The organism is Streptomyces sp. NPDC054961 (assembly GCF_053609145.1).
Map to the genome: position 1 here is coordinate 170,980 of NZ_JBSGWY010000009.1, position 25,617 is coordinate 196,596.

The following is a 25,617-nucleotide window of genomic DNA, read 5'->3' on the forward strand; positions in this document are numbered from 1 at the left end:
CGCGGGCCGGCCCCCCGCCGCCCCCACCCCCCCGCCCCCCCCCCCGCCCGGGGGGGGCCGGGGGCGGGGCGGGGGGGGGCCGGGCGCCCGCCCCCCCCCCCCCCCCCACGTCGGGCTCCGCCGGGCGGGTGCGCCGGTCAGTTCCTGCCCTTGGTCCTCAGGCTCATGCAGATGCCCCACGGGATCAGCAGGACGCCCGCGAGGAGCAGCAGCCGGAACAGGAACCACGCGTTGTCCTCGGCGATCTGACCGTGCTCGTCGCCCATGACGTAGCCGAGGACGACCGCGGCCCCGCCGATGAGCAGACCGGGGGTGCCGAGGACCCACAGCAGGACGGTGAACCAGACCGCGCGCCCGGCGGCCGCCGGAGCGGTGGCGGGACCGGGACCGGGGACGGGCCGGGGCGGCCGGGACGCCTCGCGGGGCGGCATGGCGATCACCACGGAGGGCGGGACGGCCGCGTCGAGCGGGGCCAGGTCGGCCGGGCCGATCCCGTACAGGGCCGGCTCGACGGTGAGCGTGAACCCGTCGTGGCCCACCAGGTGGCGGGCGCCGTCCGGATAGGCCTGCACCAGGGAACAGGCGGCGTAGTGGACGGTGATCCGCTGGCGCTCCGAGACCAGGCTGACGCCGTCCTCGCCCACGATCAGGACCGTGCCGGGGGCGGCCAGGGACGGGTGGCGCCGCCCGGTGACGGTCTGCGCGGATCCGGTGGGCGCGGCCGCGAGCCCCGGCGCGAGTTCCGCGGCCCGGTCCGCGCTCCGGCCGGGCAGCTGGAGCAGGGCGCCGGCCCACGCGGTGCGCGCGATCTCGTGCAGGGACGCGGCGGTGACCGCCTCGATCTCGGCGCGCTCCTCGGCGACGGTCAGGATCCGGTGCCCCAGCAGCAGGTCCACCGCCTGCCCGGGGAGCCGCTCGGCGGCGAGCCCGGGGGCCTCGAGGCGGGCGAGCGCGGAGGCCCGTACGGATTCCAGGCCGGCCGGATCGATCCGGCCCTCCCGCAGCCGCGCGAGGACGTCGACGAAGGCGCGGACCATCGCCTCCTGCTGCGCGGGCAGCGCCTCGGCGTGGGCGACGAGGGTCGCGGAGCCGGCGTCGCGCGGGTCGTACGCGCAGGCCGCCGCGTACGCGTACCCGCTCTCGTGGCGCAGTGCGCGGAGCAGCTCCTTGCCCAGCACCTCGGCGAACAGGCCCGCCCCGGTGGAGCGGGGCAGCACGGAGGTCAGGACGGCGCTCCCGTCCTCGCCCCGGAAGAAGGCGGGGAGGACGGGCAGGGCGGAGGCGGGCTCGGGCGCCGGCTGCCACGGGCCGTGGGGGAGGGCGAGCGCGAGGCCGTCGGGCACCCGGTCGCCGGTGATCCACAGGACGGCGTTGCCGGTGGTGAACCGGGTCCGGGCCCAGTCGCGGACCTGCTCCCCGGTGAGCGCGGAGAGACCGGCCTCGGCGTATCCGGCGAGGCCGTAGGAGCGGGATCCGTAGCGCCACAGGGTGGCGAGGCGGGCCGGACCGGGGCTCCGGCCCGCGGCCTCGGTGCGCAGGATCTCCTTCTCGGTCTCCAGCCGCTCCACCGGGAGGTCGCGCAGGGCGGCGCAGACGCCGTTGAGGTACTCGACCACCTCGGCGGGGGTGCCGGTCACCTGGAAACGGGTGTACGCGGCGGCGGTGGCGCCGTCGCGGTGCGGATCGCCGGGCCGCCCGTGCCGGTGCAGGGCGAGGTGCTCGACGAGGTGGGTGATGCCGCTGGTGGCGAGGGTCTCGTCGGCGGAGCCGACCCGGAAGAGCAGTCCGGCGGTGAGGGGGCCGGGCTGGTGGGCGAGCAGCGTGCGGACGCCGTCGACGGTGGTTTCGGTGGTCATCGCGCTCCTCCCGCCCCGTGGGCCCGGCGGCGGCGCAGCTGGGTGACGCCCATGCCGGCGCAGGCCGCGGTCAGGAGGGCGGCGAGCTTGACCGCATGCCAGTCCCGGTCGCCCGGGGCGACGGACCGGTCGGTCACCGCGTGCGCGAGCCCGTACGTCACGACGGCGAGGACGACGGTGAGGACGCCCAGTCCCCAGATCGCGGCGGTGACCAGCCCGGAGCGCGGGTTCCGCCAGGCCGTGGTGAGACCCGCCTTGGCGGGCCGCGGGATCGCGGAGGCGGCACGGGGCTCCATCGCGACCACCACCGACGGGGGCACGGAGGCGTCCACGACGGCCAGTTCGGACGGGCTGATCCGGTAGAGGGTCGGTTCGACGGTGATCGAGATCCCGTCCTGGCCGATCAGCTGCCGGGCTCCGTCCGGGAAGGTCCGCAGCAGGACGCACTCGGCGTACCGGACGGTGGCCCGGTGCTGCGGCGTGAGCGCGCTGACGCCCTCGGCGCCCACGATCAGGGACACGTCGTCGTTCTCCACGGCCGGATGGCGCCGTCCGGTGACGACGTCCGCCGACTCGCAGGGCGCGGCCGTCAGCCCCGCCCAGTCCACGCCCCGGCCGGGCACCTGCATCAAGGCGTCCGCCCAGACGGCGCGCGCGACGTCCCGCAGGTCCTCGACGGTGACCGCCTCGATCTGCGCCCGGGCCTCGTCGGTGGTGAGGCTGCGGTGGCGCAGCAGCAGATCCACGGCGTGGCCGGGCAGCCGGGCCGCGGCGAGGTCGGGGATGTCGAACGCGGCCAGCGCGGAGGCCCGTACGGCGTCCAGGTCGGACTGCTCGACCCGGCCGGCGCGGAGCTTCGCGAGGACGTCCACGAAAGCGCCCACCAGCGCGTCCTGCTTCTGGGGCAGGGCGTCGGCGTACGCGACGACGGTCGCGTGACCGGTGTCGCGTATGGAGTAGTCGGCCGTCGCCGTGTAGGAGTACCCGCCCTTCTGGCGCAGTTCGCGGAAGAGCTCCTTGCTCAGCACTCCGGCGAACAGGGTCGCCTCGGTGGAGCGGGGGACCACGGCGGTCAGGCAGACCCCGCCGTCGTCGCCGCGGAAGTAGGCGGGCGTCGTGGGCAGGGCGGAGGTCGCCTCGGGCGCGGGCCGCCACGCACCGGAGGGGAGTTCGAGGTCGAGGCCCTCGGGAACGGCGTCGCCGGTGATCCACAGGACGGCGTTCTCCCGGGTGAACCGCGTCCGCACCCAGTCCCGCACCTGGTGCTCGGTGATCTCGCGGAGGCCGAACTCGGGGTAGGCGACGAGGCCGTAGGAGCGCGGTCCGTAGCGCCACAGGGCCGCGGCGTGGGCCGGGCCGCAGGTCTTGCCGGCGGCCTCGGTGCGCAGGATCTCCTTTTCGGTCTCCAGCCGGTCCATGGGGAGGTCGCGCAGGGCGGCGCAGACGCCGTTGAGGTACTGGGTGATGTCCGCCGGGGTGCCGGTGACGTGGAAGTGGGTGAACGCGGCGGCGGTGGCGCCGTTGTAGTGCAGGTCGCCCAGCCCGTGCCGGTGCAGGGCCAGGTGCTCGACGAGGTGGGTGATGCCGCTGGTGGCGAGGGTCTCGTCGGCGGAGCCGACCCGGAAGAGCAGTCCGGCGGTGAGGGGGCCGCGGCGGGGGGCGAGGACGGTGCGGATGCCGTTCACCGTGGTGGTGACGATGCCGTCCACGGAGGTGGCGGTGGCGGTGGCGGACTCGGGCTCGGGGCGCGTTTCGGTGCTCATCGTGATGTCCCTCAGCCCTTGGCCAGGGCGCTCTTGCGGTGGCGGGCGAACTCGGCCGCGTGGTCCCCGGTGCCCAGGTAGCCCCAGGGGAACTGGTTGGCGCGGTCGCCGAGGACACGGAAGTGCGGGGCGGCGTCGGCGGGTCGGGCGGCCGCGCTGTGGGCGGCCGCGAAGGCGTTGTGGGCGTCGGTGTGGGCGTACGCGTCGGCCCGGGCGGCGGGGTGGAGCACGGAGTGCCGGGCGGCCGCCATCAGGCGCGCACGGTTCTCGGGGGCGTTCAGGTACGCCCCCGAGGTGCGCGCGTCGCCCTTCTCGTGCGATTCCAGGTACTGCTCCAGCTGTGCGACGGCCACCAGGGCGCCGTTCGGGCCGCCGGGGGGCGCGGCCTTCGCGCATTCCTCGGCGAAGCCGTGTGCGGTCTCCCAGGTGCCGCCCCATTTGGGACAGCTCTGCTGGAGGAACTGCTGCTGGCCCGCGTAGTGGTGCGGGTGGTGCTCCGCGAGCCGCTCGTAACGGCGCCGGGTCTCGCCGAGGCCCAGTTCGAGGCCGCGGGAGGTGGTGATGCGCAGGTACCAGGCGAGGCCGAACCGGGGGTGCTCGGCGCAGACGTCGATGAGGAGCGTCTCGGCGCGCCGAAGGTAGCCGTGGAACTGCCGGAAGCGCGCCGCCGAGACGTACGGGGCGCTTGCGCCGGAACGGACGCCCCAGCCGATCCGGATCAGCCGGTCGGCGAGCAGGCTCCGCGCGAGCGGATCCCGGGGGTCCGCGGCCATCGCCTGGTTGAGGAACGGCTCGGCGTTCTGCTGGTCGCCGACGACGCGGCAGGCTACGGCGCGGTCGTCCTCGTCGGTGAGGGCGGCGAAGGCCGCGGCGACGGCATCCCAGTCCTGGCGGTGGACGTCGGTGCGCAGGGTGGCGAGGGCGGGGATGCGGTCGGCGGGGTCGAACACGGGCCGGCCGGGCGGGAGGTGAGCGGACACGTGCGGATCATATGACCGGCGATCCAGCGGACGACAGGATTTCGGTCCGGCCTCTTGATCAAGGGAGTGCCTGCTCAGCAGGGGTGCGGCGAGCGGACTCGCCGGGCTGCCCGGCGCGTGCGGACGCGCGGCCGCGCGCTGCGGCGGGCCGGCCCGGTGTCACGGCTCCCGGCCCCGCCGGGGGCCGGGAGAGGGGTCGTATCAGTCGCCGATCTTCTTGGCGGAGCCGTATCCGGCGAACGCGGCGAGGGCCAGGAAGAGGACGCTCATGAAGTCCGCGTCGATGTTCCAGGCGTCGACCAGACCGGAGACTCCGAGCGTGCTCAGCACGTCGCCCACGCCGACGTGCTCGAAGTCGGCCAGCGCGAGCGCGTAGAAGAACAGCTCGCCGAGGAAGACCGAGGCGACCGAGAGGATCGCGCCGACGACCGGAAGGACGGGGTTGCGGCCGCCGGCCTTGCCCGCGGCGAAGCCGACGAGGGCGCCGACACCGGCTGCGGCGTAGCCGATCTCGCGGTCGATGGCGTTCATGATGCCGCCGTACGCGGCGGCCGCGACCAGGGCCGCGACGAGCGCGGCGACGATGCCGAGGCCCACGTTGCCGGGGCGCACCGGGGCCGGGGCCGGGAACGGGGCGAGGAAGTCGGCACCGGACGGGCCGGGGTGGCCGGCCGGGGCCGCCCCGTCGGCCGAGGGTGCGGCGGACTCGGGCGCGGCGGACTCGGGCGCGGGCGGCTGGAACTGCTGGCTCATGGAGAAATCCCCCCCAGGGATGGTGCGCACGGCAAACCGCACGCCTGTGCGTGGGGACGTATGCGCGAGATAAGTCGCCGCAGGCTAGCAGCAGCCCGTGACATCCGTTGAGGGGGTTTTGCCGGGCGGTGCGCGAGGTGGGGGGCGGGGGCGGGGGGTGTGTGGGGTGTGCGGCGTTCGGCGGAACGGCCTACAGCCGATGCGCGGCTCCCGCCGGGCTGGCGCCTCGGGTGTCCAGCAGCAACTGGGCCTTGACCGCCAGACCTTGGAGGTCGTAGGTGCGGTGGTGCTGGAGCAGGATCGTCAGATCGGCGTTGGCCGCGGCCTCGTACAGGGATTCGGCGCGGGGGACGGGCTGGTCCCTGACGCGCCATCCGCTGATGTAGGGGTCGTGGTAGCTGATCAGCGCCCCGAGGTCGAGGAGCCGGCTGGCGATCTCGCGGGCGGGGGAGCCCTCCTGGTCGGCGAGGTCCTGCTTGTACGTGACCCCGAGCAGCAGGACCCGGGCCCCGCGGGCGGACTTCCCGTGCTCGTTCAGCAGGGCGGCGCTGCGCTGGATGACGTACTGCGGCATCCGGTTGTTGATCTCCTGCGCGAGGCCCACCATGCGCAGCGGATGGCCCGGGGTGCGGGTGGTGTGGGGGAGGTAGTTGGGGTCGAGGGGGACGCCGTGGCCGCCGACTCCGGGGCCGGGGCGGAAGGCCTGGAAGCCGTACGGCTTGGTCTCGGCGCAGCGGATGACGTCCCAGAGGTCCACGCTCAGGTCGTGGCAGAGCACGGCCATCTCGTTCATGAGGGCGATGTTGACGTGCCGGTAGTTGGTTTCGAGGAGCTGCACGGTCTCGGCCTCGCGCAGGCCGCGGGCCCGCACCACCTTGTCGGTGAGGCGGGCGTAGAAGGCGTGCGCGGACTCCGTGCACGCGGGAGTCAGGCCGCCGATGACCCGGGGGGTGTTGGAGATGCCGTGCGTACGGTTGCCCGGGTCGAGCCGGCTGGGGGAGTAGGCCAGGTGGAAGTCCCGGCCGGCGTGCAGCCCCGAGCCCGATTCGAGGATCGGGCGCAGGTACTCCTCGGTGACGCCGGGGTGGGCCGCCGATTCGAGGATGACGGTGGTGTGCGGGCGCAGCCGGGCGGCGAGCGTACGGCCCGCCTCGCCGACCGAGGACAGGTCGAGCGCACGGTCCGCGCCGAGCTGGGTAGGGGCGCAGATGACGGCGGTGCGGACCCGGCCGAGTTCGGCGGGGTTGGTGGTGATCCGGAAGCCGGCCGCCGACATGCGGCGGATCTCGGCGGCGGTGAGGGTGGAGTCCGTGGACGGACCGCTGTCGTAGCCGACCGTCTCGATCCCGGCGGCCACGGCTGCCTGGGCGAGCGGGAGACCGAGATGGCCGAGTCCGATGACGGCGAGATCTGCGGGCATGGGGGTGCCGTCCCTTCCCTTCCCTGACAAGCATGAGGGGGCGGAGCGCGCAAGTCCTGTGGAGGAGGAGAGCTGGCGCAATGTCAGACTAGGCGTATATATGACAGATATGTCGTATTCAGAGGGAGTGGCCGCCGTCGTGTTATCCACAGGCGGTGGCCGATGTGGGTGCGCGCGGTGAGAATCGTGAACGGGCGATGTGAGCGGGATCACCCACGACGAGCGGGATGACCCATAGGCCGGGCGGGGTGACCCGCGTCAACGGGAGGCAGACGGCTGTGACGACGACAGGGAACGGCGCAGGGACGGACGCGGGGACGGACGCGGGGGCAGGAGCGGGCGGAGGCGGCGGCGGAGGAGGCGGCGGGGCGGGGGCAGGGCCGGGTCCGGGTGGGGGCGCGCCCGTGGGCGGGGGCGCCGGCGGCCGGAGCAGGGGCGGCGGGACGGGGATCGGGGCGGCGGCGCTGGGACCGGTCCAGCGGGCCGAGGCGCTCGCCGCGATGGCCGAGCGGGAGCTGGACGTGCTGGTGGTCGGCGCGGGCGTGGTGGGCGCCGGTACCGCCCTCGACGCGGTGACCAGAGGCCTGGCGACCGGGTTGGTCGAGGCGCGGGACTGGGCCTCCGGCACGTCCAGCCGCTCCAGCAAACTCATCCACGGCGGACTCAGATATCTGGAGATGCTCGACTTCGCGCTCGTCCGGGAGGCGCTGAAGGAGCGCGGCCTGCTGCTGGGGCGCCTCGCCCCGCACCTGGTGAAGCCGGTGCCGTTCCTCTACCCGCTGCAGCACAAGGGCTGGGAGCGGTGGTACGCCGGATCCGGGGTCGCGCTGTACGACGCGATGTCGCTCTCCAGCGGCCACGGGCGCGGCCTGCCCACCCACCGCCACCTCTCGCGCCGGCGCGCCCTGCGGATCGCTCCGGCGCTGCGCAAGGACGCGCTGGTGGGCGCCCTGCAGTACTACGACGCCCAGATGGACGACGCGCGGTACGTGGCGACGTTGGTCCGGACGGCCGCGGCGTACGGGGCGCAGTGCGCCAACCGGGCGAGGGTCGTCGGCTTCCTGCGCGAGGGCGAGCGGGTGGTCGGCGCGCGCGTGCAGGACGTGGAGGGCGGGGGCGAGTACGAGATCCGCGCGAAGCAGATCGTGAACGCCACGGGGGTGTGGACGGACGACACCCAGGCGCTGATCGGGGAGCGCGGGCAGTTCCATGTACGGGCGTCGAAGGGCATCCACCTCGTGGTCCCCAAGGACCGGATCCATTCGTCCACCGGGCTGATCCTGCGGACGGAGAAGTCGGTGCTGTTCGTGATCCCCTGGGGCCGGCACTGGATCGTGGGCACCACGGACACCGACTGGGACCTCGACAAGGCGCACCCGGCGGCGTCCAGCGCGGACATCGACTACCTGCTGGAGCACGTGAACTCGGTGCTGGCGGTGCCGCTCACCCGGGACGACGTCCAAGGGGTCTACGCCGGCCTGCGGCCCCTGCTGGCCGGGGAGTCGGACGCGACGAGCAAGCTCTCGCGCGAGCACACGGTGGCGCATCCGGTACCGGGGATGGTGGTGGTCGCCGGCGGCAAGTACACGACGTACCGGGTGATGGCGAAGGACGCGGTCGACGAGGCGGTGCACGGCCTGGACCAGCGGGTCGCGGAGTGCGTCACGGAGGACGTCCCGCTGGTGGGCGCCGAGGGGTACCGGGCGCTGTGGAACGGCCGGGCGCGGATCGCGGCGCGGACGGGGCTGCATGTGGTGCGGGTGGAGCACCTGCTGAACCGGTACGGGTCGCTGACGGAGGAACTGCTGACGCTGATCGCGGCGGACCCGTCGCTGGCGGAGCCGCTGACGGGCGCCGACGACTACCTCCGTGCCGAAGTCGTCTACGCGGCCTCGCACGAGGGCGCGCGCCACCTCGACGACGTGCTGACGAGGCGGACGCGGATCTCGATCGAGACCTTCGACCGGGGGACGAGATCGGCGCGGGAATGCGCGGAGCTGATGGCGCCGGTCCTGGGCTGGGACAAGCAGCAGATCGAGAAGGAAGTGGAGCACTACGAAAAGCGGGTACAGGCGGAGCGGGAATCGCAGCGCCAGCCCGATGACCAGACGGCGGACGCCGCGCGGTTGGGGGCGCCGGACATCGTCCCGTTGTAACTCCGCAATGCGGAGGGGGGAACCACGGACCCGGGGCTCCCGTCCGTTGCGGAGTAAGGGACAATGAGGGTTCTGCCGGGGCGGGTTACCGGGCACCTCGGCCGCTGCCGGGGCAACCGGAGCAGGCGGCACGATCGCAGAGGGGACGCATGTCGAAGCCGGAGTACACCGAGTCGCCGGATCCGTCTGTCGGGACGGGAACGCCGGTGTCTCCGGCGGCCGATCACGCGGACGCGAAGCCCGTGAGGTCGAAGCCCGCGGAGCCGCCGGCGGCGGCGGAACCGCAGGACGCGAAGCCCGCTGCGCGTAAGCCTGCCGGGCCGAAGGCGGATCCGGGCAAGCCCGCGGCGGCGAAGCCCGCAGCCGTGAGGTCGACGGCGGCGAAGCCCGAAGCGGCGAAGGCCGCCGGGGCGAAGGCCGATGGGGCTGAGCCCGCTGAGGCGAAGTCAGCCGCTGCGAAGCCCGCGGTGGCGGCGGAGCCCGAGGACGCGAAGCCCGCTGCAGTGAAGCCTGCTGCCGCGAAGCCTGCCGGGGCGAAGGCCGATGCGGCTGAGCCTGCTGCGGCGAAGCCCGCCGCTGCGAAGACGGATCTGGGCAAGCCCGCCGCTGCGAAGCCCGCGGTGCCGGCGGAGGCCGAGGACGCGAAGCCCGCTGCGGCCGAGCCCGCAGACGTGAAGCCCGCAGACGTGAAGCCCGATCCGGGTCAGCCCGCTGCGGCGAAACCGGCCGCTGCGAAGCTCGACTTGGGCAAGCCCGCTGCGGCGAAGGCCGCTGTGGCCACCGAGCCCCAGGACGCGAAGCCCACGGCCGTGCAGCCCGCGGTGGCGAAGCCGGCCGCCGTGAGCAAGGCCGATGAGGTGGCCGCCGCCGTCAAGGCGGCCGCGGCCAAGGCGGAGGAGGGCCCCCACGACGAGGGTCGGCTGCTCGCGGGCCGGTACCGGCTCGGCGCCGTCCTCGGCAAGGGCGGCATGGGCACCGTCTGGCGTGCCGAGGACGAGACCCTCGGCCGGACGGTCGCCGTCAAGGAACTCCGCTTCGGTACCGGGGTCGACGACGACGAGAAGCGCCGCCTCATCACCCGCACCCTCCGCGAGGCCAAGGCCATCGCGCGGATCCGCAGCGGCGGCGCGGTGACGGTCTACGACGTCGTCGACGAAGACGGCCGGCCGTGGATCGTCATGGAGCTCATCGAGGGCCCCTCGCTCGCCGAGTTCATACGCGAGAACGGCCCCCTGACGCCTCGCCGCGCCGCCGAAGTCGGCCTCGCCGTGCTCGACGTGCTCCGCGCGGCGCACCGCCAGGGCATCCTGCACCGGGACGTGAAGCCCTCCAACGTGCTGCTCGCCGACCACGGCAACGGCCGCGTGATCCTCACCGACTTCGGCATCGCCCAGGTCGAGGGCGACCCGTCCGTCACCTCCACCGGCATGCTCGTGGGCGCCCCCTCGTACATCTCGCCCGAGCGGGCCCGTGGCCAGCGCCCCGGACCGCCGGCGGACATGTGGTCGCTCGGCGGCCTGCTGTACGCCGCGGTCGAGGGCGTCCCCCCGTACGACAAGGGATCGGCGCTCGCCACCCTCACCGCCGTGATGACCGAGCCGGTCGACCCGCCGAAGAACGCCGGTCCGCTGACCGACGTCATCTACGGCCTCCTCGTCAAGGACCCGGTCCACCGGCTCGACGACGACCGGGCCCGGGCCATGCTCTCGGCCGTGATCGAAGCCCCCGAGCAGCCGGTCGCGGTGGCGGACCCGAGCCCCGAGGAAACCCGGCAGATATCGCTCGCCGAGGCCCAGGAGGCAGCCGAGAAGGTCACGGCCGAGAAGGCGGCGAAGGCCGCCGAGAAGGCCGAGAAGAAGGAACGCGAGCGCAGGGACCGCGAGCAGCGCGAGCGCACCCGCGCCGCGCTGAAGTCGGCCCGCAAGGCGGCGGCGGCCACGGCCGCCGAACCCGTCACGACGGTGACGGCCGCGGAACGCCCGGCCCCGCGCCCCGCTCCCGTCGCGGCGCCGCTCACCGACGTCATGCCGCGCCGCACCATCGTCCTCGCGATAGCGGGCGTGCTCCTCGTGCTCGCGGTCATCGGCTCGCTCGTCGCCTACGCCTTCGCGGGTGACGACCACGACGGTGCGAAGCAGGACGGCAAGGACGGAAAGGGCTCCGTCGCCTCGAGCCCGGCGGCCGGCTCCTCGCCGCCCGCCACGCCCTCGCCCTCCCCGAAGGCCGGTGACACGGCGGGCAGTGGCGGCGCGGGCTCTCCGAGCCCGGCCGCGGGTGCGGGCGGCGCGGGCACCGGCACCGGCACCACGACGAGTCAGGGGCAGGGCGCGACGCCCGGCGGATCCGGGAGCGGGCTTCCGCCCGGGTTCGCGCAGGTCAGCGACCCCGGCTTCCACTTCGCGATGGCGATGCCCGAGGGCTTCAAGCAGACCGACACGATAGGCAAGAACGACGGGGTCATTTACAGCCGGGACGGCGGCTTCCCGCGGATCCAGATCGACTTCAACAACAAGCCGCTCGACGACGCCCGCGCCGCCTGGGCGGAGCTGGCCCCGGCCGTCGCGGGCAGCAGCACGAACTACAAGCTGCTGCGCCTCGAGGCGACGGAGTACCGGGGTTACCCGACCGTCGCGGACTGGGAGTTCGAGCGCGACCAGAAGGGCACCCGGGTCCGGGTGCTCGACCGCGGGTTCAAAATGGACGCCAAGCACGGCTACGCCATCATGATCAGCTGCGCCGCCGACCAGTGGGACGCCCCGGAGTGCGCGCAGCTGCGTAAGACGGCGTTCGAGACGTTCCAGCCGCTGGGCTGACCGGATCCCGGACCGGGTCCGAGGCCGGGTCGGCGGCCGGGCCCGGTACGGGACTGGGGTGAGCCTTGTCAGGGCCGGGACGCGGGCGCCCTGGGCGACGTATCGTGTCTGCCGGGCCACAGGGGCGGGCCCACAGCTCTCGGGGGAGGCGACGTGGAGGACTACGCGGGCCGGATCCTGGCCGAGCGCTACCGACTGCCGCTGCCCCCGTCCGACGAGTACGAGCTGATCGAGACCCGGGCGTTCGACACACGGAGCGGGCAGGAAGTCCTGGTCCGGCAGGTGCCGTTACCCGAGGTCGTGGACGCGGAGCTGCTGGACGGCACGCGGGGCGGTCCCGTCCCGGCCCACGGGCGGCGCGCTCCGGGCGAACTGCCCGCCGTGCGCAGGGCCATCGCGGCCGCGCAGGCGGCGGCGTCCGTGCCGGACCATCCGCGGCTGGACCAGGTCTTCGACGTGTTCGCCGAGGGCGGTTCGCTGTGGATAGTGAGCGAACTCGTCCCGGCCCGACCGCTGGCGGCGCTGATCGCGGAGGAACCGCTGAGCCCGTACCGGGCGGCGGAGGTGGCGGCGGACGTGCTGACCGCGCTGCGGGTGCTGCACGCGCACGGGTGGACCCACCGCAACATCACCGTGCGGACGGTGCTGATATGCGAGGACGGGCGGGTCGTCCTGACCGGGCTGGCCGCGGGAGCCGCCGAGGACGCGCTGTGCGGGTACGACCCGGTCCCGGCGCCGGACGGCTTCGGGGGCCCGGCGCTCCCGCCGCCCCGGGGTGTTGACGCGGGGAACGGGCTCGGGCTCGGGACCGGGCCCGAGGGTGGGTTCCGGAGCGGTTCGGCGCCGGTCGCCGACTACGGCACGCAGCCCGTGGGTTCGCCGGCTCCCACCCGCGCCGTGGACAACGTGGACTCCGTGGACCCTGTGGATTCCGTGGACTACGACGGTCGGGCGGGTCACGAGCGTCCCGTGCGGTCCATCGAACCCGCCGGTCCCGTGGACCCCGCGTGTGGCCCCGGGGCCGGAGCCGGGGGAGGGGGCGGGGGCGGGGGCGGGGCCGGGGCGGAGTACGCGCCGATCGTGGCTCCCGGGTACGACACCGGTCCCCGGTACACCGACCACATCGTCCCCGGGAGCCCCGGAAACCCCGGGGACGTCGGCGGCGCCGGGGAGCGGCCCGATCTGAAGGCCGCGGCGCGGGCGGGGGCCATCGCCGCGTACCGGGCCGGGGCGCAGGCCGGCGCGCGGATCACCGAGCAGCGCAAGGCCGGGGCGGATCCCGCGCCGGGTCCCGCGCCGGAGCACCAGACGGCGGAGCCGAGGCCGGAGGGGTCGAACCTGCCGCAGGGGTACTCGTACCCCTACGGAGGCCCGGACGGCGGAGCGGCCTGGCACGGGGCCACCCCGCGGCGCCCGGCCGCCCTGCCCGCCCCGCCGCTCCGCGCCGAAGCCGAACCGAGCACCCCGCCGGGGCACCAGGCGCTGCCCGAACCGCAGACCCCGCCGGTCCGTCCGGCGCTGCCGGAACCGCAGACCCCGCCGGGGCACCAGGCGCTGCCGGAACCGCAGACCCCGCAGGGATACCAGGCGCTGTCCCAGCCTCAGAGCCCGCAGGGGCACCAGGCGCTGCCGGAAGCACAGAGCCCGCCGGGGTACCAGGCGCTGCCCGAACCGCAGAGCCCGCCCGGGCGCCTCCCGCTGCCCGCGCAGCTCGCGCTCCCGCAGGGCTACCGCCAGGCGGAGGACCCGGGCGCCGGCGCCGGCCGGCCGCGGGACAGTGCGAGCGGCGTCCCCGGGGCGGCTCCGGCCGCCGGGGGAGGCGGCGGGTGGGGGAGCGGGCCCCGGAGCGGGCTCGATGCCGAGCGGGCCCGGCAGACGCGGATGGCCGTCGTCGGGGCCGTCACCGAGCGGTGGTCGCCCGAGCAGGCGCAGGCCGTGCACGGCCCGTGGCAACTGGCCGCGCCCGTGGGGCCGGCCACCGACCTCTGGGGGCTCGGCGCCCTGCTGTACCGGGCCGTGCAGGGGCACGCCCCGTACCCCGAGGACACCGTCGCCGAGCTCGTGGAGATGGTCTGCGCCGAGCCGCCTGCCTTCGCCGAGGAGTGCGGCCCGCTGCGTCCGGTCGTGGAGTCGCTGCTGCGTCAGGACCCGACCGAGCGTCCCGACTTCGAGGAGCTCCGCGGCTGGCTGCGCTCCCTGGTGCGGTCCGCACCCGAACCCGACTACGGCTTCGCCGCGCTCCCGATGCCGCCACCGGATCCCGCGCGGCTGCCCGTCGTGCGGCGGCGGGGCGAACTGCACGGCCGGCACCGCAGCGCCGATCACCCCCGCAAGCCGCTCGCGCTGGGGCGGACCCTGCTGCTCGGGATCCTCGTCCTGCTCGCCGGAGCGGTGGCGTACGCCCTGTTCTTCATGCCCCGGTCCGCCGGTCCGCAGGGTGACGGCGGACAGAAGGCGGCCGGCATGAAGCCGCCGGCCGGACAGTCGAAGAGTCCGGGCCTGAGCCCGAGTCCGAGCCCGAAGCCGAACGCCTCCGGCGCGAGCCCCAGCGCGCCCGAGTCCAAGCCCGCGCCGCAGACCCACGCCCCCGCCCCGGCCGGTTACACCACCCAGCAGGACGCCGAGCACTTCGAGATCACCGTCCCGAACGGCTGGGACCGTCGCGGAATGAATGAGTCCGGTCAGGTGCGCTACACGGAGGGGGAGTTCGCCCTCACCATTGTTCCCGGCCGGGACAAGGTCGAGGGCAACCCGGACCCGGCCACCTACCAGAAGGACAAGGAGCCCGAGCTGGCTCCGTACCGCTCCTCCACCTGGTCCAGTGTCAGCGACATCAAGTCCACCAAGGTCGGCAACCAGCTCCGGGTCACCGGCCGGTACACCTGGATCGACGGCAACGGCCGGTCCGTCGTGGCCCGCAACTACGTCGTCGCGCTCGGCGGCTCGTACCACGTCGTCCTGGTCACCGGCCCGCAGGACCAGGAGGGCAAGGTCACCGAGGCCTTCGAGCAGGCAACGGCCAGTTACAAATCGGGCGGCTGACGAGGAATCAGTACGGCAATTGCGTCACAGTGCGGCCCAACCGCCGCCGAGAGGTTCCGACAGCGCCCGCGAGCTCCGTAGTCTGGCCGGAAGTGCACAGAGCGGCGGCGGGGATTCGTGGAACAGCAGACAGGCGCGGGCGCGGTGCTCGCGGGCCGGTACCGGCTCGTCGAGCCCATCGGCAGAGGCGGCATGGGCAAGGTGTGGCGCGCACACGATGAGCTGCTGCACAGGACCGTCGCCGTCAAAGAACTGACAGCGGGTCTGTACGTCGCCCAGGCCGACCGGGACGTCATGCACGCCCGGACGCAGAAGGAGGCCCGGGCCGCGGCCCGGATCCAGCATCCCGCCGTCGTCACCGTGCACGACGTCCTGGAACACGACGACCGCCCGTGGATCGTCATGGAGTACATCGACGGCCCCTCCCTCGCGGACGCGGCGAAGACGGCCGGGCGGATCGAGCCGCGCGAGGCGGCCCGGATCGGGCTGCACGTGCTGCGCGCGCTGCGCGCCGCGCACGCGGTCGGCGTACTGCACCGGGACGTGAAGCCGGGCAACGTCATGCTGGCCAAGGACGGCCGCGTGATGCTCGCGGACTTCGGCATCGCGGCGATCGAGGGCGACTCCTCCATCACGCGCACCGGCGAGCTCGTCGGCTCCATCGACTACCTGGCCCCCGAGCGGGTCACCGGCGGTGCCCCCGGTCCGGCGTCCGACCTGTGGTCGCTGGGCGCCACGCTGTACACGGCCGTCGAGGCCCGCTCGCCGTTCCGCCGCACCTCGCCCATCTCCAGCCTCCAGGCCGTGGTGAACGAGGAGCCGCCCGCCCCCACGCACGCGGGCCCGCTGACTCCGGTCATCACGGCGCTGCTGCGCAAGGACCCGGACCACCGGCCGTCGGCCGCCGACGCCGAGCAGCTGCTGCTGGAGGCGATGGAGGGCCGGGAACCGAAGGCCGCGCACGCGTACGTACCGACGCGCGCCCTGGGCTCCGAGGAGCTGTCCCCCGCCCGCGACGAGGCGGCGGACGGACCGGCCCCCGGGGGCGCGGAGGGACGGACGGGCGCGCGGACGCCTTCCGTCGCCGAGGTCCCGGCGGTCCCGGCGTTCGGGGCCGAGCCGGGTACGGAGTCGAAGACGAGGCGGGACCCGCGGGCGGCCGTGGACGGGCGGCCCCGGGCCGCCTCCGACCCCGCCCGCGGCCGGCTCCGGCGCGCGGCGGTCGTCGCCCTGGTGGCGGCGCTGCTCGGCGGCGGCGGGGTGTTCGGGGTGCTGAAGTACACCGGTGACGCGGGGGCGGACGACAAGGCCGTGGGTTCGACCGCCGGGCCGTCGGGCGGCGACGGAAAGCCGCGGGCGGCGGCCCCGCCGGCCGGCTACACCAAGGTCACCGACCCCCTCGCCGGCTTCACGCTGTTCGTCCCGGACGGGTGGACGCGCCAGGCGAACGGCGACCAGATCGACTACACCGCGGACAACGGAAACCATTTCATCCGGATCGCGGCCGACCCCACCCCCGACTACCAGGACCCGTACGCGCACCTGCTCGACCTGGAGAAGCAGGTGCGCAAGCGCACGGACTACAAGAAGGTGCGGCTGAACCAGAACACCTTCCGGGACAGCACCCGGTCCGCGCTCTGGGACTTCAGCTGGACGGAGAAGCAGAGCCATCCCGGTCCGCGCCGGGCCAAGGAGCAGATGTACGTCGCCCCGGACGGCACGGAGTACGCCATCTACATGTCGAGCCCGGTCGCCGACTGGGCCACGACCGAGCAGCAGTTCGACATCGTGCTCAGCGGCTGGGAGCCGCCCGCCGCGAAGCCCTGATCCGGGCGTGGGGCCGCCCGCCGCCAAGTCCTGATCCGGGCGTGGGGCCGCCCGCCGCGAAGCCCTGATCCGGACGTGGGGCTGTCCGCCGCGAAGCCCGTTTCCGCCATCCTGCCAGCGATCACTGGCATATATGGCAAAATCCGGTTACCGGCGGGTACCCAAAGGGCCCCGGGCGCAATACGCTCACCGGCATGACGGAAACGCAGGCCCCGGCCCCCCTCCGCAGCGCCCCTCAGCCCACCAACCCGGTCGCCCCCGCTCCGGCCGGCGCCCGGAGCGCCGCCGACGTGGTGACCCCCGAACTGGTCGCCCGGCTGACCCGCGGAGTGGCCGGCTCCGGCCGCACCGCCAACCACACCCCCTTCACCGGCGACAAGCTCGCGGACCTCCCCGAGGCCACCCCCGAGGACGTGGCCGAGGCCTTCGCCCGGGCCCGCGCCGCGCAGCCCGCCTGGGCCGCCGTGCCCGTCCGCGCACGGGCCGCCGTACTGCTGCGCTTCCACGACCTGGTGCTGTCGCGCCAGGCCGAGGTCCTCGACCTGATCCAGCTGGAGACGGGCAAGGCCCGCCTGCACGCCCACGAAGAGGTCCAGGCCGTCACGGTCGCCGCGCGCCACTACGGCCGCCGGGCCCCCTCCTACCTGCGCCCCAAGGGCCACGCGGGCGCCATGCCCACCCTCACCAAGGTCACCGAGCTGCGTCAGCCGCGCGGGGTCGTCGGCCAGATCGCCCCCTGGAACTACCCCTTCGAGCTGTCCATCGGCGACGCCCTGCCCGCCTTCGCCGCGGGCAACGCGCTGGTGATGAAGCCCGACACCGAGACCGCGCTCACCGCCCTGTGGGCCCGCGACCTGATGATCGAGGCCGGCCTGCCGGCCGAGGTGTTCCAGATCGTCCTCGGCGAGGGCCCGGTCGTCGGCCCCGAGGTGGTCCGGCACGCCGACTACGTCTCGTTCACGGGCTCCACGCGCACCGGCCGCGAGGTCGCCCAGGGCGCCGCCGCCCGCCTGGTCGGGGCCTCCCTCGAACTCGGCGGCAAGAACGCCATGCTCGTCCTGCGCGACGCCGACGTGGACAAGGCCGCCGCCGGCGCCGTCCGCGCCTGCTTCTCCTCCGCCGGACAGCTCTGCATCTCCATCGAGCGGCTGTACGTGCACGCCTCGATCGCCGACGAGTTCGTCGCCCGCTTCGCCGCCCGTACCAAGGCCATGCGCCTCGGCTCCTCCCTCGCCTACGGCGCCGAGATGGGCTCCCTGGCCGGTGAGCGCCAGCTGGCCGCCGTACAGCGGCACGTGGACGAGGCCGTCGCCAAGGGCGCCACCCTCGTCGCGGGCGGCGTCGCCCGCCCCGACATCGGCCCGCTCTTCTACGAGCCGACCATCCTCGACGGCGTCGAGGCCCCGATGGCGGTGTGCGGGGAGGAGACCTTCGGACCGGTCGTCTCCGTCTACCGCTTCACCGACGAGGACGAGGTCGTCGCCCAGGCCAACGCGACCGCCTACGGCCTGAACTCCAGCGTGTGGACCAAGGACTCCCGCCGCGGCCACGCCGTCGCCGCCCGCCTGCGCACCGGCACCGTCAACATCAACGAGGGCTACGCCCCGGCCTACGGCAGCGCCGGGGCCCCCATGGGCGGCATGAAGGACTCCGGCCTCGGCCGCCGCCACGGCTCCGAGGGGATCCTCAAGTACACGGAGGCCCAGACCGTCGCCCACCAGCGGCTGCTGCCGATGGGGCCCTCGCTGGGCATGGACGACGAGAAGTACGCGGCGTTCATGACCCGCAGCCTCAAGGTCATGAAGGCCCTCCGACTCCGCTAAGGGGCACCACCGTGTCTGAGTCCTACGACTACGACGTCATCGTCATCGGATCGGGCTTCGGGGGGTCGGTCTCGGCACTGCGGCTCACCGAGAAGGGCTACCGGGTCGGCGTCCTGGAGGCGGGGCGGCGCTTCACCCGCGAGAGCCTGCCGAAGAACAGCTGGGACCTGCGCAACTACCTGTGGGCCCCGGCCCTCGGCCTGTACGGGATCCAGCGCATCCACCTCCTCGGCAACGTGATGGTCCTCGCGGGCGCCGGGGTGGGCGGGGGCTCGCTCAACTACGCCAACACCCTGTACGTGCCCCCCACCGCCTTCTTCGAGGACCGGCAGTGGGCGTCCATCACCGACTGGCACGACGAGCTCGCCCCGCACTACGACCAGGCCAAGCGGATGCTCGGCGTGCGGCTGAACCCGACGATCACCCCCTCCGACGTCCACCTCAAGGCCGCCGCCGAGAAGATGGGCGTCGCCGACTCCTTCCACATGGCCCCCGTCGGCGTCTTCTTCGGAGACGGCGAGGACGCGCGGGGCCAGACGAAGGTCCGCGGCGGCGAGGAGGTCCCCGACCCGTACTTCGGCGGCGCGGGCCCCGCCCGCAAGGCGTGCACCGAGTGCGGGGAGTGCATGACCGGCTGCCGGCACGGGGCGAAGAACACCCTCAACGAGAACTACCTGCACCTCGCGGAGCGGGCCGGCGCCGTCATCCACCCCATGACCACCGTCACCGCCCTCTCCGACCACCCCGAGGGCGGCTACCGCGTCCGCACCGTCCCCACCGACGGCCGCCGCCGCGGCAAGGCCAAGGTGCTGCGCGCCCGCTACGTGGTCGTCGCGGCGGGCACGTACGGGACCCAGACCCTCCTGCACACGATGAAGGACCTGGGCGAGCTGCCCCGCCTCTCGGAGCGGCTCGGCGAACTGACACGGACCAACTCCGAAGGCCTCGTAGGCGCCCAGACCGACAACCGGCGCTACCGCAAGCGGCACGGCGCGGGCCCCGGCGAGGAGCGGCGCGCCGACTTCACGCGGGGCGTGGCCATCACCTCCTCCGTGCACCCCAACGCCGACACGCACATCGAGCCCGTGCGCTACGGCAAGGGATCCAACGCCATGGGGTTCATGACGATCCTCCAGGTGCCGTACTCCGCCCACCGGGTCCGGGCCTGGCTCGGGCGGACCGCCCGGCACCCGGTGCAGCTCGTGCGCTCGCTCTCCAACCGGCGCTGGTCGGAGCGGACCATCATCGGCCTGGTCATGCAGTCGCTCGACAACTCCCTGACCACCTACCGCAAGCCCGGCGGACTCGGGAAGGGCCTGCTCACGGCCCGCCAGGGCCACGGTGCGCCCAACCCGGTGCAGATCGCCGAGGCCACGCAGGCGGCGACGCTGCTCGCGGAGGAGATCAACGGGTTCGCGGGCAGCAACATCGGCGAGCTGATGGGCACCCCGTTGACGGCCCACTTCCTCGGCGGCTGCCCGATCGGCGCCTCCCCCGAGGAGGGCGTGGTGGACCCGTACCACCGGCTCTACGGTCACCCCGGCATCTCGGTGGTGGACGGCTCGGCGGTCTCCGCGAACCTCGGGGTCAACCCCTCGCTGACGATCACGGCCCAGGCGGAGCGGGCGATGTCCTACTGGCCGAACAACGGTGAGCGGGACCCGCGCCCGGAACAGGGTGCGGCCTACGTCCGCCTCGAGGCGGTGGAACCGGCCCGTCCGGCGGTCCCGAAGGAGGCCTTCGGGGCGCTGCGGCTGCCGTTCCTGGCGATACCGGAACTTCCGCCGCGCAAAGCGGAACCGGCCGGCTGACACCGGTGGGTACCGCGCTCCCCCTCCGAGCGCGGTACCCACCGAGGTATATGGGTGACAGATGTGCAGCCCAGATGGTTGTACCGGAATCCGGTAGCGAAGGCTGTGGTGTCCATCACAGGGTGAGCGGCGCAACTGCGAAGGGCCCGTGCGGGTCAAGGGGGCATGAGAAAGCGCATCTCCCTGCTGGCGGCGGTCGGCCTCACGGCCCTGGGCCTGACCGCCACCCCCGCGCACGCCGCGGATCCCGTCTTCACGCTGTACAGCCCGGCCGAGATCGGCCTCCACCCGCACCCCGGGCAGGGCGGTGAGCCGCAGAAGACCACGGTCGACTTCGGTGTCACGAACGAGACCGGCAGCGTTTTCGACCGGCAGAGCACCTACACCGTGGACCTGAGCGCGCTCAAGGGCGTCGCCGACGTCGCGCTCACCAAGGAGCAGTCCAACGGCTGCACCCTGGCGGCCGCGAAGGTCACCTGCAAGGACTGGTCGATCTGGACGCACAACAGCCAGGTCGTGTCCCTGGACCTCACGGCCGCCAAGGACAGCAAGGTCGGCACCGTCGTCGACCTGACCATGACGGGCTCGGCGGAGGGCGCCACCTTCAAGGCCGCGACCACCAAGGTCAAGATCGGCGGCCCGGACCTGGTGCTGGAGGAAGCCCCCCTGAAGCGGGAGATGGCGCCGGGCCAGACCCAGGCCCTGCCGATCGTCTTCTCCAACGCGGGCACCGAGTCCGCCCGGGGCGTGGCGCTCAAGATGGACACCACGCACGGCATCGACCTCGTCGAGAAGTACGACAACTGCTCCTACAGCGTGTCCGACGACCCGGGCCAGCCCTGGAACACGGGCTGGGGCACCACGGTCTGCACCTTCCCGGACGAGATCAAGCCGGGAACGGTCTACGAGACCGCGGAGCCGCTGACCCTGAAGGCGGCCCCCCACGCCTTCATCGAATCGCTCACCTACGTGCTCCACGAGAACGGCGACCAGCCGAAGGCCGCGGGGAAGCTCGCCACGTCCGCCACCGGCAAGAAGCTGAAGCTCGAGGAGCGCCCGGCCAGGGCCGCCGCGCTGCGCTCCGCGGACCTGGACCCGTGGAACAACTACCACGAGTTCGACTTCTCGGTGAAGAACTCCGCCGACCTCGCGGCCGGCGCCGTCTCCCTCAAGGGCAAGGCGGGCGACACGCTCAAGGCGGAGCTCGGGTTCCAGAACAACGGCCCGGCCTGGGTCGCCTACCTCCGCTCCGGCGAGGCCGTCGCCCGCACGGACATCGTCGTCCCGGCCGGTGCGAAGGTCACCAAGGCGCCGGCGGAATGCCGCGGGGTCGAGGCCAACGGCGGGTACCGCAAGGAGAACCTGGGCGCCCCGCGCTACCACTGCTCCACCACGCACGTCATCGGCGAGAAGCAGAAGTTCGCCTACCCGTTCGAGCTGAAGATCGAGAAGGTCGTCGAGGACGCCACCGGCTCTATCTCGGTCGGCCAGTGGGGCCCCGAGGAGACCACGGTCCCCGACTGGGACCCGAACAAGGCCAACAACAAGGCCGCCTTCGTGATCAACGGCAAGGACACGGGCACCACCCCGACCACGGGTCCGTCCACCGGGACCGGCACCCCGGCCCCCGGCACCTCGGCCACCGCCTCCGCGACCGCCCCGGCCGCGCCGGGCTCCGGCAACGGGACCAAGGCGAACGGGGGCCTGGCCTCCACCGGCAGCACCGCCCTGCCCGTCGCGATCGGCGGAGCGGCGCTCGTCGCGGCCGGTGGCGCGCTGTACCTCGCCTTCCGGCGCCGGGCCGCCGCGAGGGCGTAGCACCGTAGCCCTCGCGGAACACCGGATCCCGGATCTCCGGAATCCCGTGCAACCTTCCGGGCCGACGGGCTGTCTCCTCCATGTGTCCGGCAGGACCGCGCTCGGAGGGGGAGTGCGGTCCCGATCCGTACGGGAACACAGAAGAACGGCCGGCCAGGGGCGTCCCCCCGGGCCGGCCGTTCCTTTCGGGGTGACCGGGCTGCTGTCCCCTGCCGTCCGGTCACACGAAGGAGCGAGGTCCCACGACGCACCCCGGAGGGGTCCGTCTCATCGCTCCGTCGGAGCCACGCGTGGTGGTGCGGTCCCGCGCCTGGCTGGCGCGGACACCCGCATCAACGAAGGGTGCCGGAGGCGGTCACGGTCCGGACGGGTGACGAACGCGCGTCACGGGGTCCGGAGGCGGCCGGCCGGGCCCGACGGCCCTCAGACCCGGCCGCGGCACAGCTCCAGCAAGGTCATGGCGAGCGTGGTGCCGGGCTTGCCGAGGGCGTCGCTCCAGTGGCCCAGGACCTCCATCTCGCGCGACAGGTGCACCCGGCGGCCGCCCGAACCGATCCGGGCCTCCTGGATGACGGCAGAGACGGCCATCCGCTCCTGGATCAGGCCGATGATCCGGTCGTCGAGGGTGTCGATCCGGTCGCGGGAGGCGGCGATCAGCTGCTCGGGGGGCGTGGCGACGTCGCCGGCGGTGGCGGTGGCGGTGGCGGTGACGGACACGGGGATCTCCTGTGGATGAGGGGCCGGCAGGAGCGGAAACGCCAGAGCGCCCCGGTCCTGTCGGACCGGGGCGCTCTGGGAAGTCAGCGGCTCAAGCGAGCATCACGAGGACCCATGGCGACCGGACCGGCCGGTGCCATAGGTAAAGAGGAAGCTCAGCTGCTTGCGCATGGAGTGGATTATGACCCTCTGTCCCGCCCTCGGCCAAGCGGGTTCGGATGGTGAGACGAAGGGCGTGGCCGGTCCCCCGTTAGAATCGACAAAACAACCCCCTCTTCCGCCGGAAGGCCTGCCCCGTGCCTGAAGCCACCTCCGCCACCCACGACAGCGCTCCGGACACGGTTCTCGTCGTCGACTTCGGCGCCCAGTACGCCCAGCTCATCGCCCGCCGCGTCCGCGAGGCACGGGTCTACTCCGAGATCGTGCCCAGCACGATGCCCGTGGCCGAGATGCTCGCCAAGAACCCCAAGGCGATCATCCTGTCCGGCGGCCCGTCCTCCGTGTACGAGGAGGGCGCCCCGCAGCTCGACCGAGCGCTCTTCGAGGCCGGTGTCCCCGTCTTCGGCATGTGCTACGGCTTCCAGCTGATGGCGGTCACCCTCGGCGGCACCGTCGACAACACCGGGTCCCGCGAATACGGCCGCACCGGGCTGGCCGTCTCCAAGACCGGGTCCACCCTCTTCGAGGGCACCCCCGCGAACCAGTCGGTCTGGATGTCGCACGGCGACGCCTGCTCCGCCGCTCCCGAGGGCTTCACCGTCACCGCGTCGACCGACGTCGTACCGGTCGCGGCCTTCGAGAACGACGAGAAGAAGCTCTACGGCGTGCAGTACCACCCCGAGGTGATGCACTCCACGCACGGCCAGCAGATCCTGGAGCACTTCCTCTACCGCGGCGCCGGTCTCGCCCCCACCTGGACCACCGGCAACATCGTCGAGGAGCAGGTCGCGGCCATCCGCGAGCAGGTCGGCGACAAGCGCGCCATCTGCGGCCTCTCCGGCGGCGTGGACTCGGCCGTCGCCGCCGCGCTCGTCCAGAAGGCCATCGGCTCGCAGCTCACCTGCGTCTACGTCGACCACGGCCTGATGCGCAAGGGCGAGACCGAGCAGGTCGAGAAGGACTTCGTCGCCGCCACCGGCGTGCAGCTGAAGGTCGTCGACGCCCAGGAGCGCTTCCTGAACGCGCTGGCCGGGGTCTCCGACCCGGAGACCAAGCGCAAGATCATCGGCCGCGAGTTCATCCGCGTCTTCGAGCAGGCCCAGCTGGAGATCCTCCAGGAGGACGGCCCCGCGGTGGCCTTCCTCGTGCAGGGCACCCTGTACCCGGACGTGGTCGAGTCCGGCGGCGGCACCGGCACCGCCAACATCAAGTCCCACCACAACGTGGGCGGGCTCCCCGACGACATCGAGTTCGAGCTCGTCGAGCCGCTGCGCCAGCTGTTCAAGGACGAGGTCCGGATGGTCGGCCAGGAGCTCGGCCTGCCCGCCGAGATCGTCCAGCGCCAGCCCTTCCCGGGTCCCGGCCTGGGCATCCGCATCGTCGGCGAGGTCACCAAGGAGCGCCTGGACCTGCTCCGCGAGGCCGACGCCATCGCCCGCCACGAGCTCACCGCGGCCGGCCTCGACCGGGAGATCTGGCAGTGCCCGGTCGTCCTGCTCGCGGACGTCCGCAGCGTCGGCGTCCAGGGCGACGGCCGCACCTACGGCCACCCGATCGTGCTGCGCCCCGTCTCCTCCGAGGACGCGATGACCGCGGACTGGACGCGCATGCCCTACGAGGTGCTCGCGCGGATCTCCACCCGCATCACCAACGAGGTGGCGGACGTGAACCGCGTCGTCCTGGACTGCACGAGCAAGCCCCCGGGCACCATCGAGTGGGAGTAGTCCCGCCCGCTCGCCGTACGTGACGAGGCCGCCGCTCCCGGACGGGGAGCGGCGGCCTCGCCGCGTGTATGGCCTCTTCGCCCGGTCGCCGGTACCTTGCGCCGCGACCCGAAGGAGGGCTCCCCATGACCGAGCAGCCGGCCCGCGCGGCCGCACCCGCACCCGTGCCCGCCGAACGGCTGGGCTTCGAGATGCCGCCGGTGTTCGCCGTCGCCGCCGAGGAGCGCGCGCACCGCAAGGAGCGGCTCGCCGCCGTGCTGCGGCTCCTGGGACGGCTCGGGTACGAGGACGGGGTGGACGGCCACGTCAGCGCCCGCGACCCGGAGTTCGAGGACTGCTACTGGGTGAACCCCTTCGGCCGGGCCTTCGGCGCGCTCGGCCCCGAGGACCTGCTGCTGGTCGACGGCCAGGGGCGGGTCCGCCAGGGGGAGCGCCGGGTCAACCAGCTGGCCTTCGCCGTGCACGCGGCCGTGCACCGGGCCCGCCCGGCCGTGGTGGCCGTGGTCCGCACGCAGTCCCCGTACGGCAGGGCGCTCGCCGCCCTCGGCGAACTGCTGGCCCCGGTCACCCGGGAGGCCTGCGCCTTCTACGAGGACCACGCGCTGCTCGACGAGTACGCGGCGGCCGACGACGCCGCCCGGATCGCGCAGGCGCTCGGCCCGTACAAGGCCCTGGTCCTGCGCAACCACGGGCTGCTGACCGTCGGCGGCTCGGTGGACGCGGCGGCCTGGTGGTTCATCGCGGCCGAACGGGCCGCGCAGGTGCAGCTGACCGCGCGGGCGGCCGGGAAGCCGGTGCTCATCGGCCACCACAGCGCCGTCGCCACGCGCGAACGGTTCGGCTCCGACCTGGCCGCCTGGGTGAGCCTGCAGCCGCTGCTCGAACAGGTGGCGTCAACATCATGAACGGTTAATCACCTGCTCTGACATCGTGCGCAATCCGGAGCACTGCCGCA

15 protein-coding genes are annotated in these 25,617 nt (G+C 73.7%); 9 read left to right on the top strand and 6 right to left on the bottom strand.

Going from position 1 to position 25,617, the window contains the following annotated elements; all coding sequences use genetic code 11:
* Positions 1-137: 137 nt before the first annotated feature.
* The 5 genes from ACWF9Z_RS12140 to ACWF9Z_RS12160 form a co-directional block, all read right to left on the bottom strand.
* Entirely contained in the window at positions 138-1,856 is a 1,719-nt protein-coding gene (locus ACWF9Z_RS12140) for a M16 family metallopeptidase (protein WP_453600652.1), read from the bottom strand.
* Complete coding sequence (locus ACWF9Z_RS12145; RefSeq protein WP_453600655.1) at positions 1,853-3,619, bottom strand: insulinase family protein; 1,767 nt, start codon at positions 3,617-3,619, stop codon at positions 1,853-1,855. The genes ACWF9Z_RS12140 and ACWF9Z_RS12145 overlap by 4 nt, the downstream gene beginning before the upstream one ends.
* Before the next feature lie 11 nt (positions 3,620-3,630).
* Positions 3,631-4,599, bottom strand: a complete 969-nt coding sequence (locus ACWF9Z_RS12150) for a hypothetical protein (RefSeq protein ID WP_453600658.1) — start codon at positions 4,597-4,599, stop codon at positions 3,631-3,633.
* Positions 4,600-4,800: 201 nt separating this feature from the next.
* Entirely contained in the window at positions 4,801-5,352 is a 552-nt protein-coding gene (locus ACWF9Z_RS12155; RefSeq protein ID WP_453600661.1) for a hypothetical protein, read from the bottom strand.
* 190 nt (positions 5,353-5,542) lie between these two features.
* Positions 5,543-6,772: a nucleotide sugar dehydrogenase gene (locus ACWF9Z_RS12160; protein ID WP_453600664.1), complete on the bottom strand. Its 1,230-nt coding sequence runs from the start codon at positions 6,770-6,772 to the stop codon at positions 5,543-5,545.
* Positions 6,773-7,221: 449 nt separating this feature from the next.
* Here ACWF9Z_RS12160 and ACWF9Z_RS12165 point away from each other — a divergent pair, with 449 nt between their 5' ends.
* The 7 genes from ACWF9Z_RS12165 to ACWF9Z_RS12195 all read left to right on the top strand — a co-directional run bounded on the left by ACWF9Z_RS12165 (position 7,222) and on the right by ACWF9Z_RS12195 (position 22,062).
* On the top strand, positions 7,222-8,928 hold the full coding sequence (locus ACWF9Z_RS12165) for a glycerol-3-phosphate dehydrogenase/oxidase (protein WP_453600749.1): 1,707 nt from the start codon (positions 7,222-7,224) through the stop codon (positions 8,926-8,928).
* A gap of 149 nt (positions 8,929-9,077) precedes the next feature.
* Positions 9,078-11,741 carry a serine/threonine-protein kinase gene (locus ACWF9Z_RS12170; RefSeq protein WP_453600666.1) on the top strand — a complete coding sequence of 888 codons (2,664 nt, stop codon included), beginning with the start codon at positions 9,078-9,080 and terminating at the stop codon, positions 11,739-11,741.
* 153 nt (positions 11,742-11,894) lie between these two features.
* The gene (locus ACWF9Z_RS12175) at positions 11,895-14,783 is read left to right on the top strand and encodes a hypothetical protein (protein WP_453600669.1); all 2,889 of its coding nucleotides are present in this window, start codon (positions 11,895-11,897) and stop codon (positions 14,781-14,783) included.
* A gap of 117 nt (positions 14,784-14,900) precedes the next feature.
* Positions 14,901-16,610, top strand: a complete 1,710-nt coding sequence (locus ACWF9Z_RS12180; protein ID WP_453600671.1) for a protein kinase domain-containing protein — start codon at positions 14,901-14,903, stop codon at positions 16,608-16,610.
* Positions 16,611-16,804: 194 nt separating this feature from the next.
* Entirely contained in the window at positions 16,805-18,433 is a 1,629-nt protein-coding gene (locus ACWF9Z_RS12185) for a succinic semialdehyde dehydrogenase (protein WP_453600674.1), read from the top strand.
* 11 nt (positions 18,434-18,444) lie between these two features.
* Positions 18,445-20,244, top strand: a complete 1,800-nt coding sequence (locus ACWF9Z_RS12190) for a GMC oxidoreductase (protein ID WP_453600677.1) — start codon at positions 18,445-18,447, stop codon at positions 20,242-20,244.
* A 165-nt stretch (positions 20,245-20,409) separates the two neighbouring features.
* A complete protein-coding gene (locus ACWF9Z_RS12195) occupies positions 20,410-22,062 on the top strand; it encodes a peptidase (protein ID WP_453600680.1) in 1,653 nt (550 codons plus the stop codon).
* Positions 22,063-22,485: 423 nt separating this feature from the next.
* Here ACWF9Z_RS12195 and ACWF9Z_RS12200 read toward each other — a convergent pair whose 3' ends face one another.
* Positions 22,486-22,779 carry a chorismate mutase gene (locus tag ACWF9Z_RS12200; RefSeq protein WP_453600683.1) on the bottom strand — a complete coding sequence of 98 codons (294 nt, stop codon included), beginning with the start codon at positions 22,777-22,779 and terminating at the stop codon, positions 22,486-22,488.
* A 296-nt stretch (positions 22,780-23,075) separates the two neighbouring features.
* Between ACWF9Z_RS12200 and guaA the strand changes: the two genes are divergently transcribed.
* Both guaA and ACWF9Z_RS12210 read left to right on the top strand, forming a co-directional pair.
* Complete coding sequence (guaA, locus tag ACWF9Z_RS12205; RefSeq protein ID WP_453600686.1) at positions 23,076-24,662, top strand: glutamine-hydrolyzing GMP synthase; 1,587 nt, start codon at positions 23,076-23,078, stop codon at positions 24,660-24,662.
* Between the two features lie 125 nt (positions 24,663-24,787).
* Positions 24,788-25,567, top strand: coding sequence for a class II aldolase/adducin family protein (locus ACWF9Z_RS12210; RefSeq protein WP_453600689.1), 780 nt, complete (start codon positions 24,788-24,790; stop codon positions 25,565-25,567).
* The last annotated feature ends 50 nt before the right edge of the window (positions 25,568-25,617 follow it).

Bases quoted from the DNA above. Each gene is read 5' to 3' on its own strand.
- ACWF9Z_RS12140 (WP_453600652.1), bottom strand. From the start codon at position 1,856: ATGACCACCGAAACCACCGTCGACGGCGTCCGCACGCTGCTCGCCCAC.
- ACWF9Z_RS12145 (WP_453600655.1), bottom strand. From the start codon at position 3,619: ATGAGCACCGAAACGCGCCCCGAGCCCGAGTCCGCCACCGCCACCGCC.
- ACWF9Z_RS12155 (WP_453600661.1), bottom strand. From the start codon at position 5,352: ATGAGCCAGCAGTTCCAGCCGCCCGCGCCCGAGTCCGCCGCGCCCGAG.
- ACWF9Z_RS12160 (WP_453600664.1), bottom strand. From the start codon at position 6,772: ATGCCCGCAGATCTCGCCGTCATCGGACTCGGCCATCTCGGTCTCCCG.
- ACWF9Z_RS12170 (WP_453600666.1), top strand. From the start codon at position 9,078: ATGTCGAAGCCGGAGTACACCGAGTCGCCGGATCCGTCTGTCGGGACG.
- ACWF9Z_RS12185 (WP_453600674.1), top strand. From the start codon at position 16,805: ATGACGGAAACGCAGGCCCCGGCCCCCCTCCGCAGCGCCCCTCAGCCC.
- ACWF9Z_RS12195 (WP_453600680.1), top strand. From the start codon at position 20,410: ATGAGAAAGCGCATCTCCCTGCTGGCGGCGGTCGGCCTCACGGCCCTG.
- ACWF9Z_RS12210 (WP_453600689.1), top strand. From the start codon at position 24,788: ATGACCGAGCAGCCGGCCCGCGCGGCCGCACCCGCACCCGTGCCCGCC.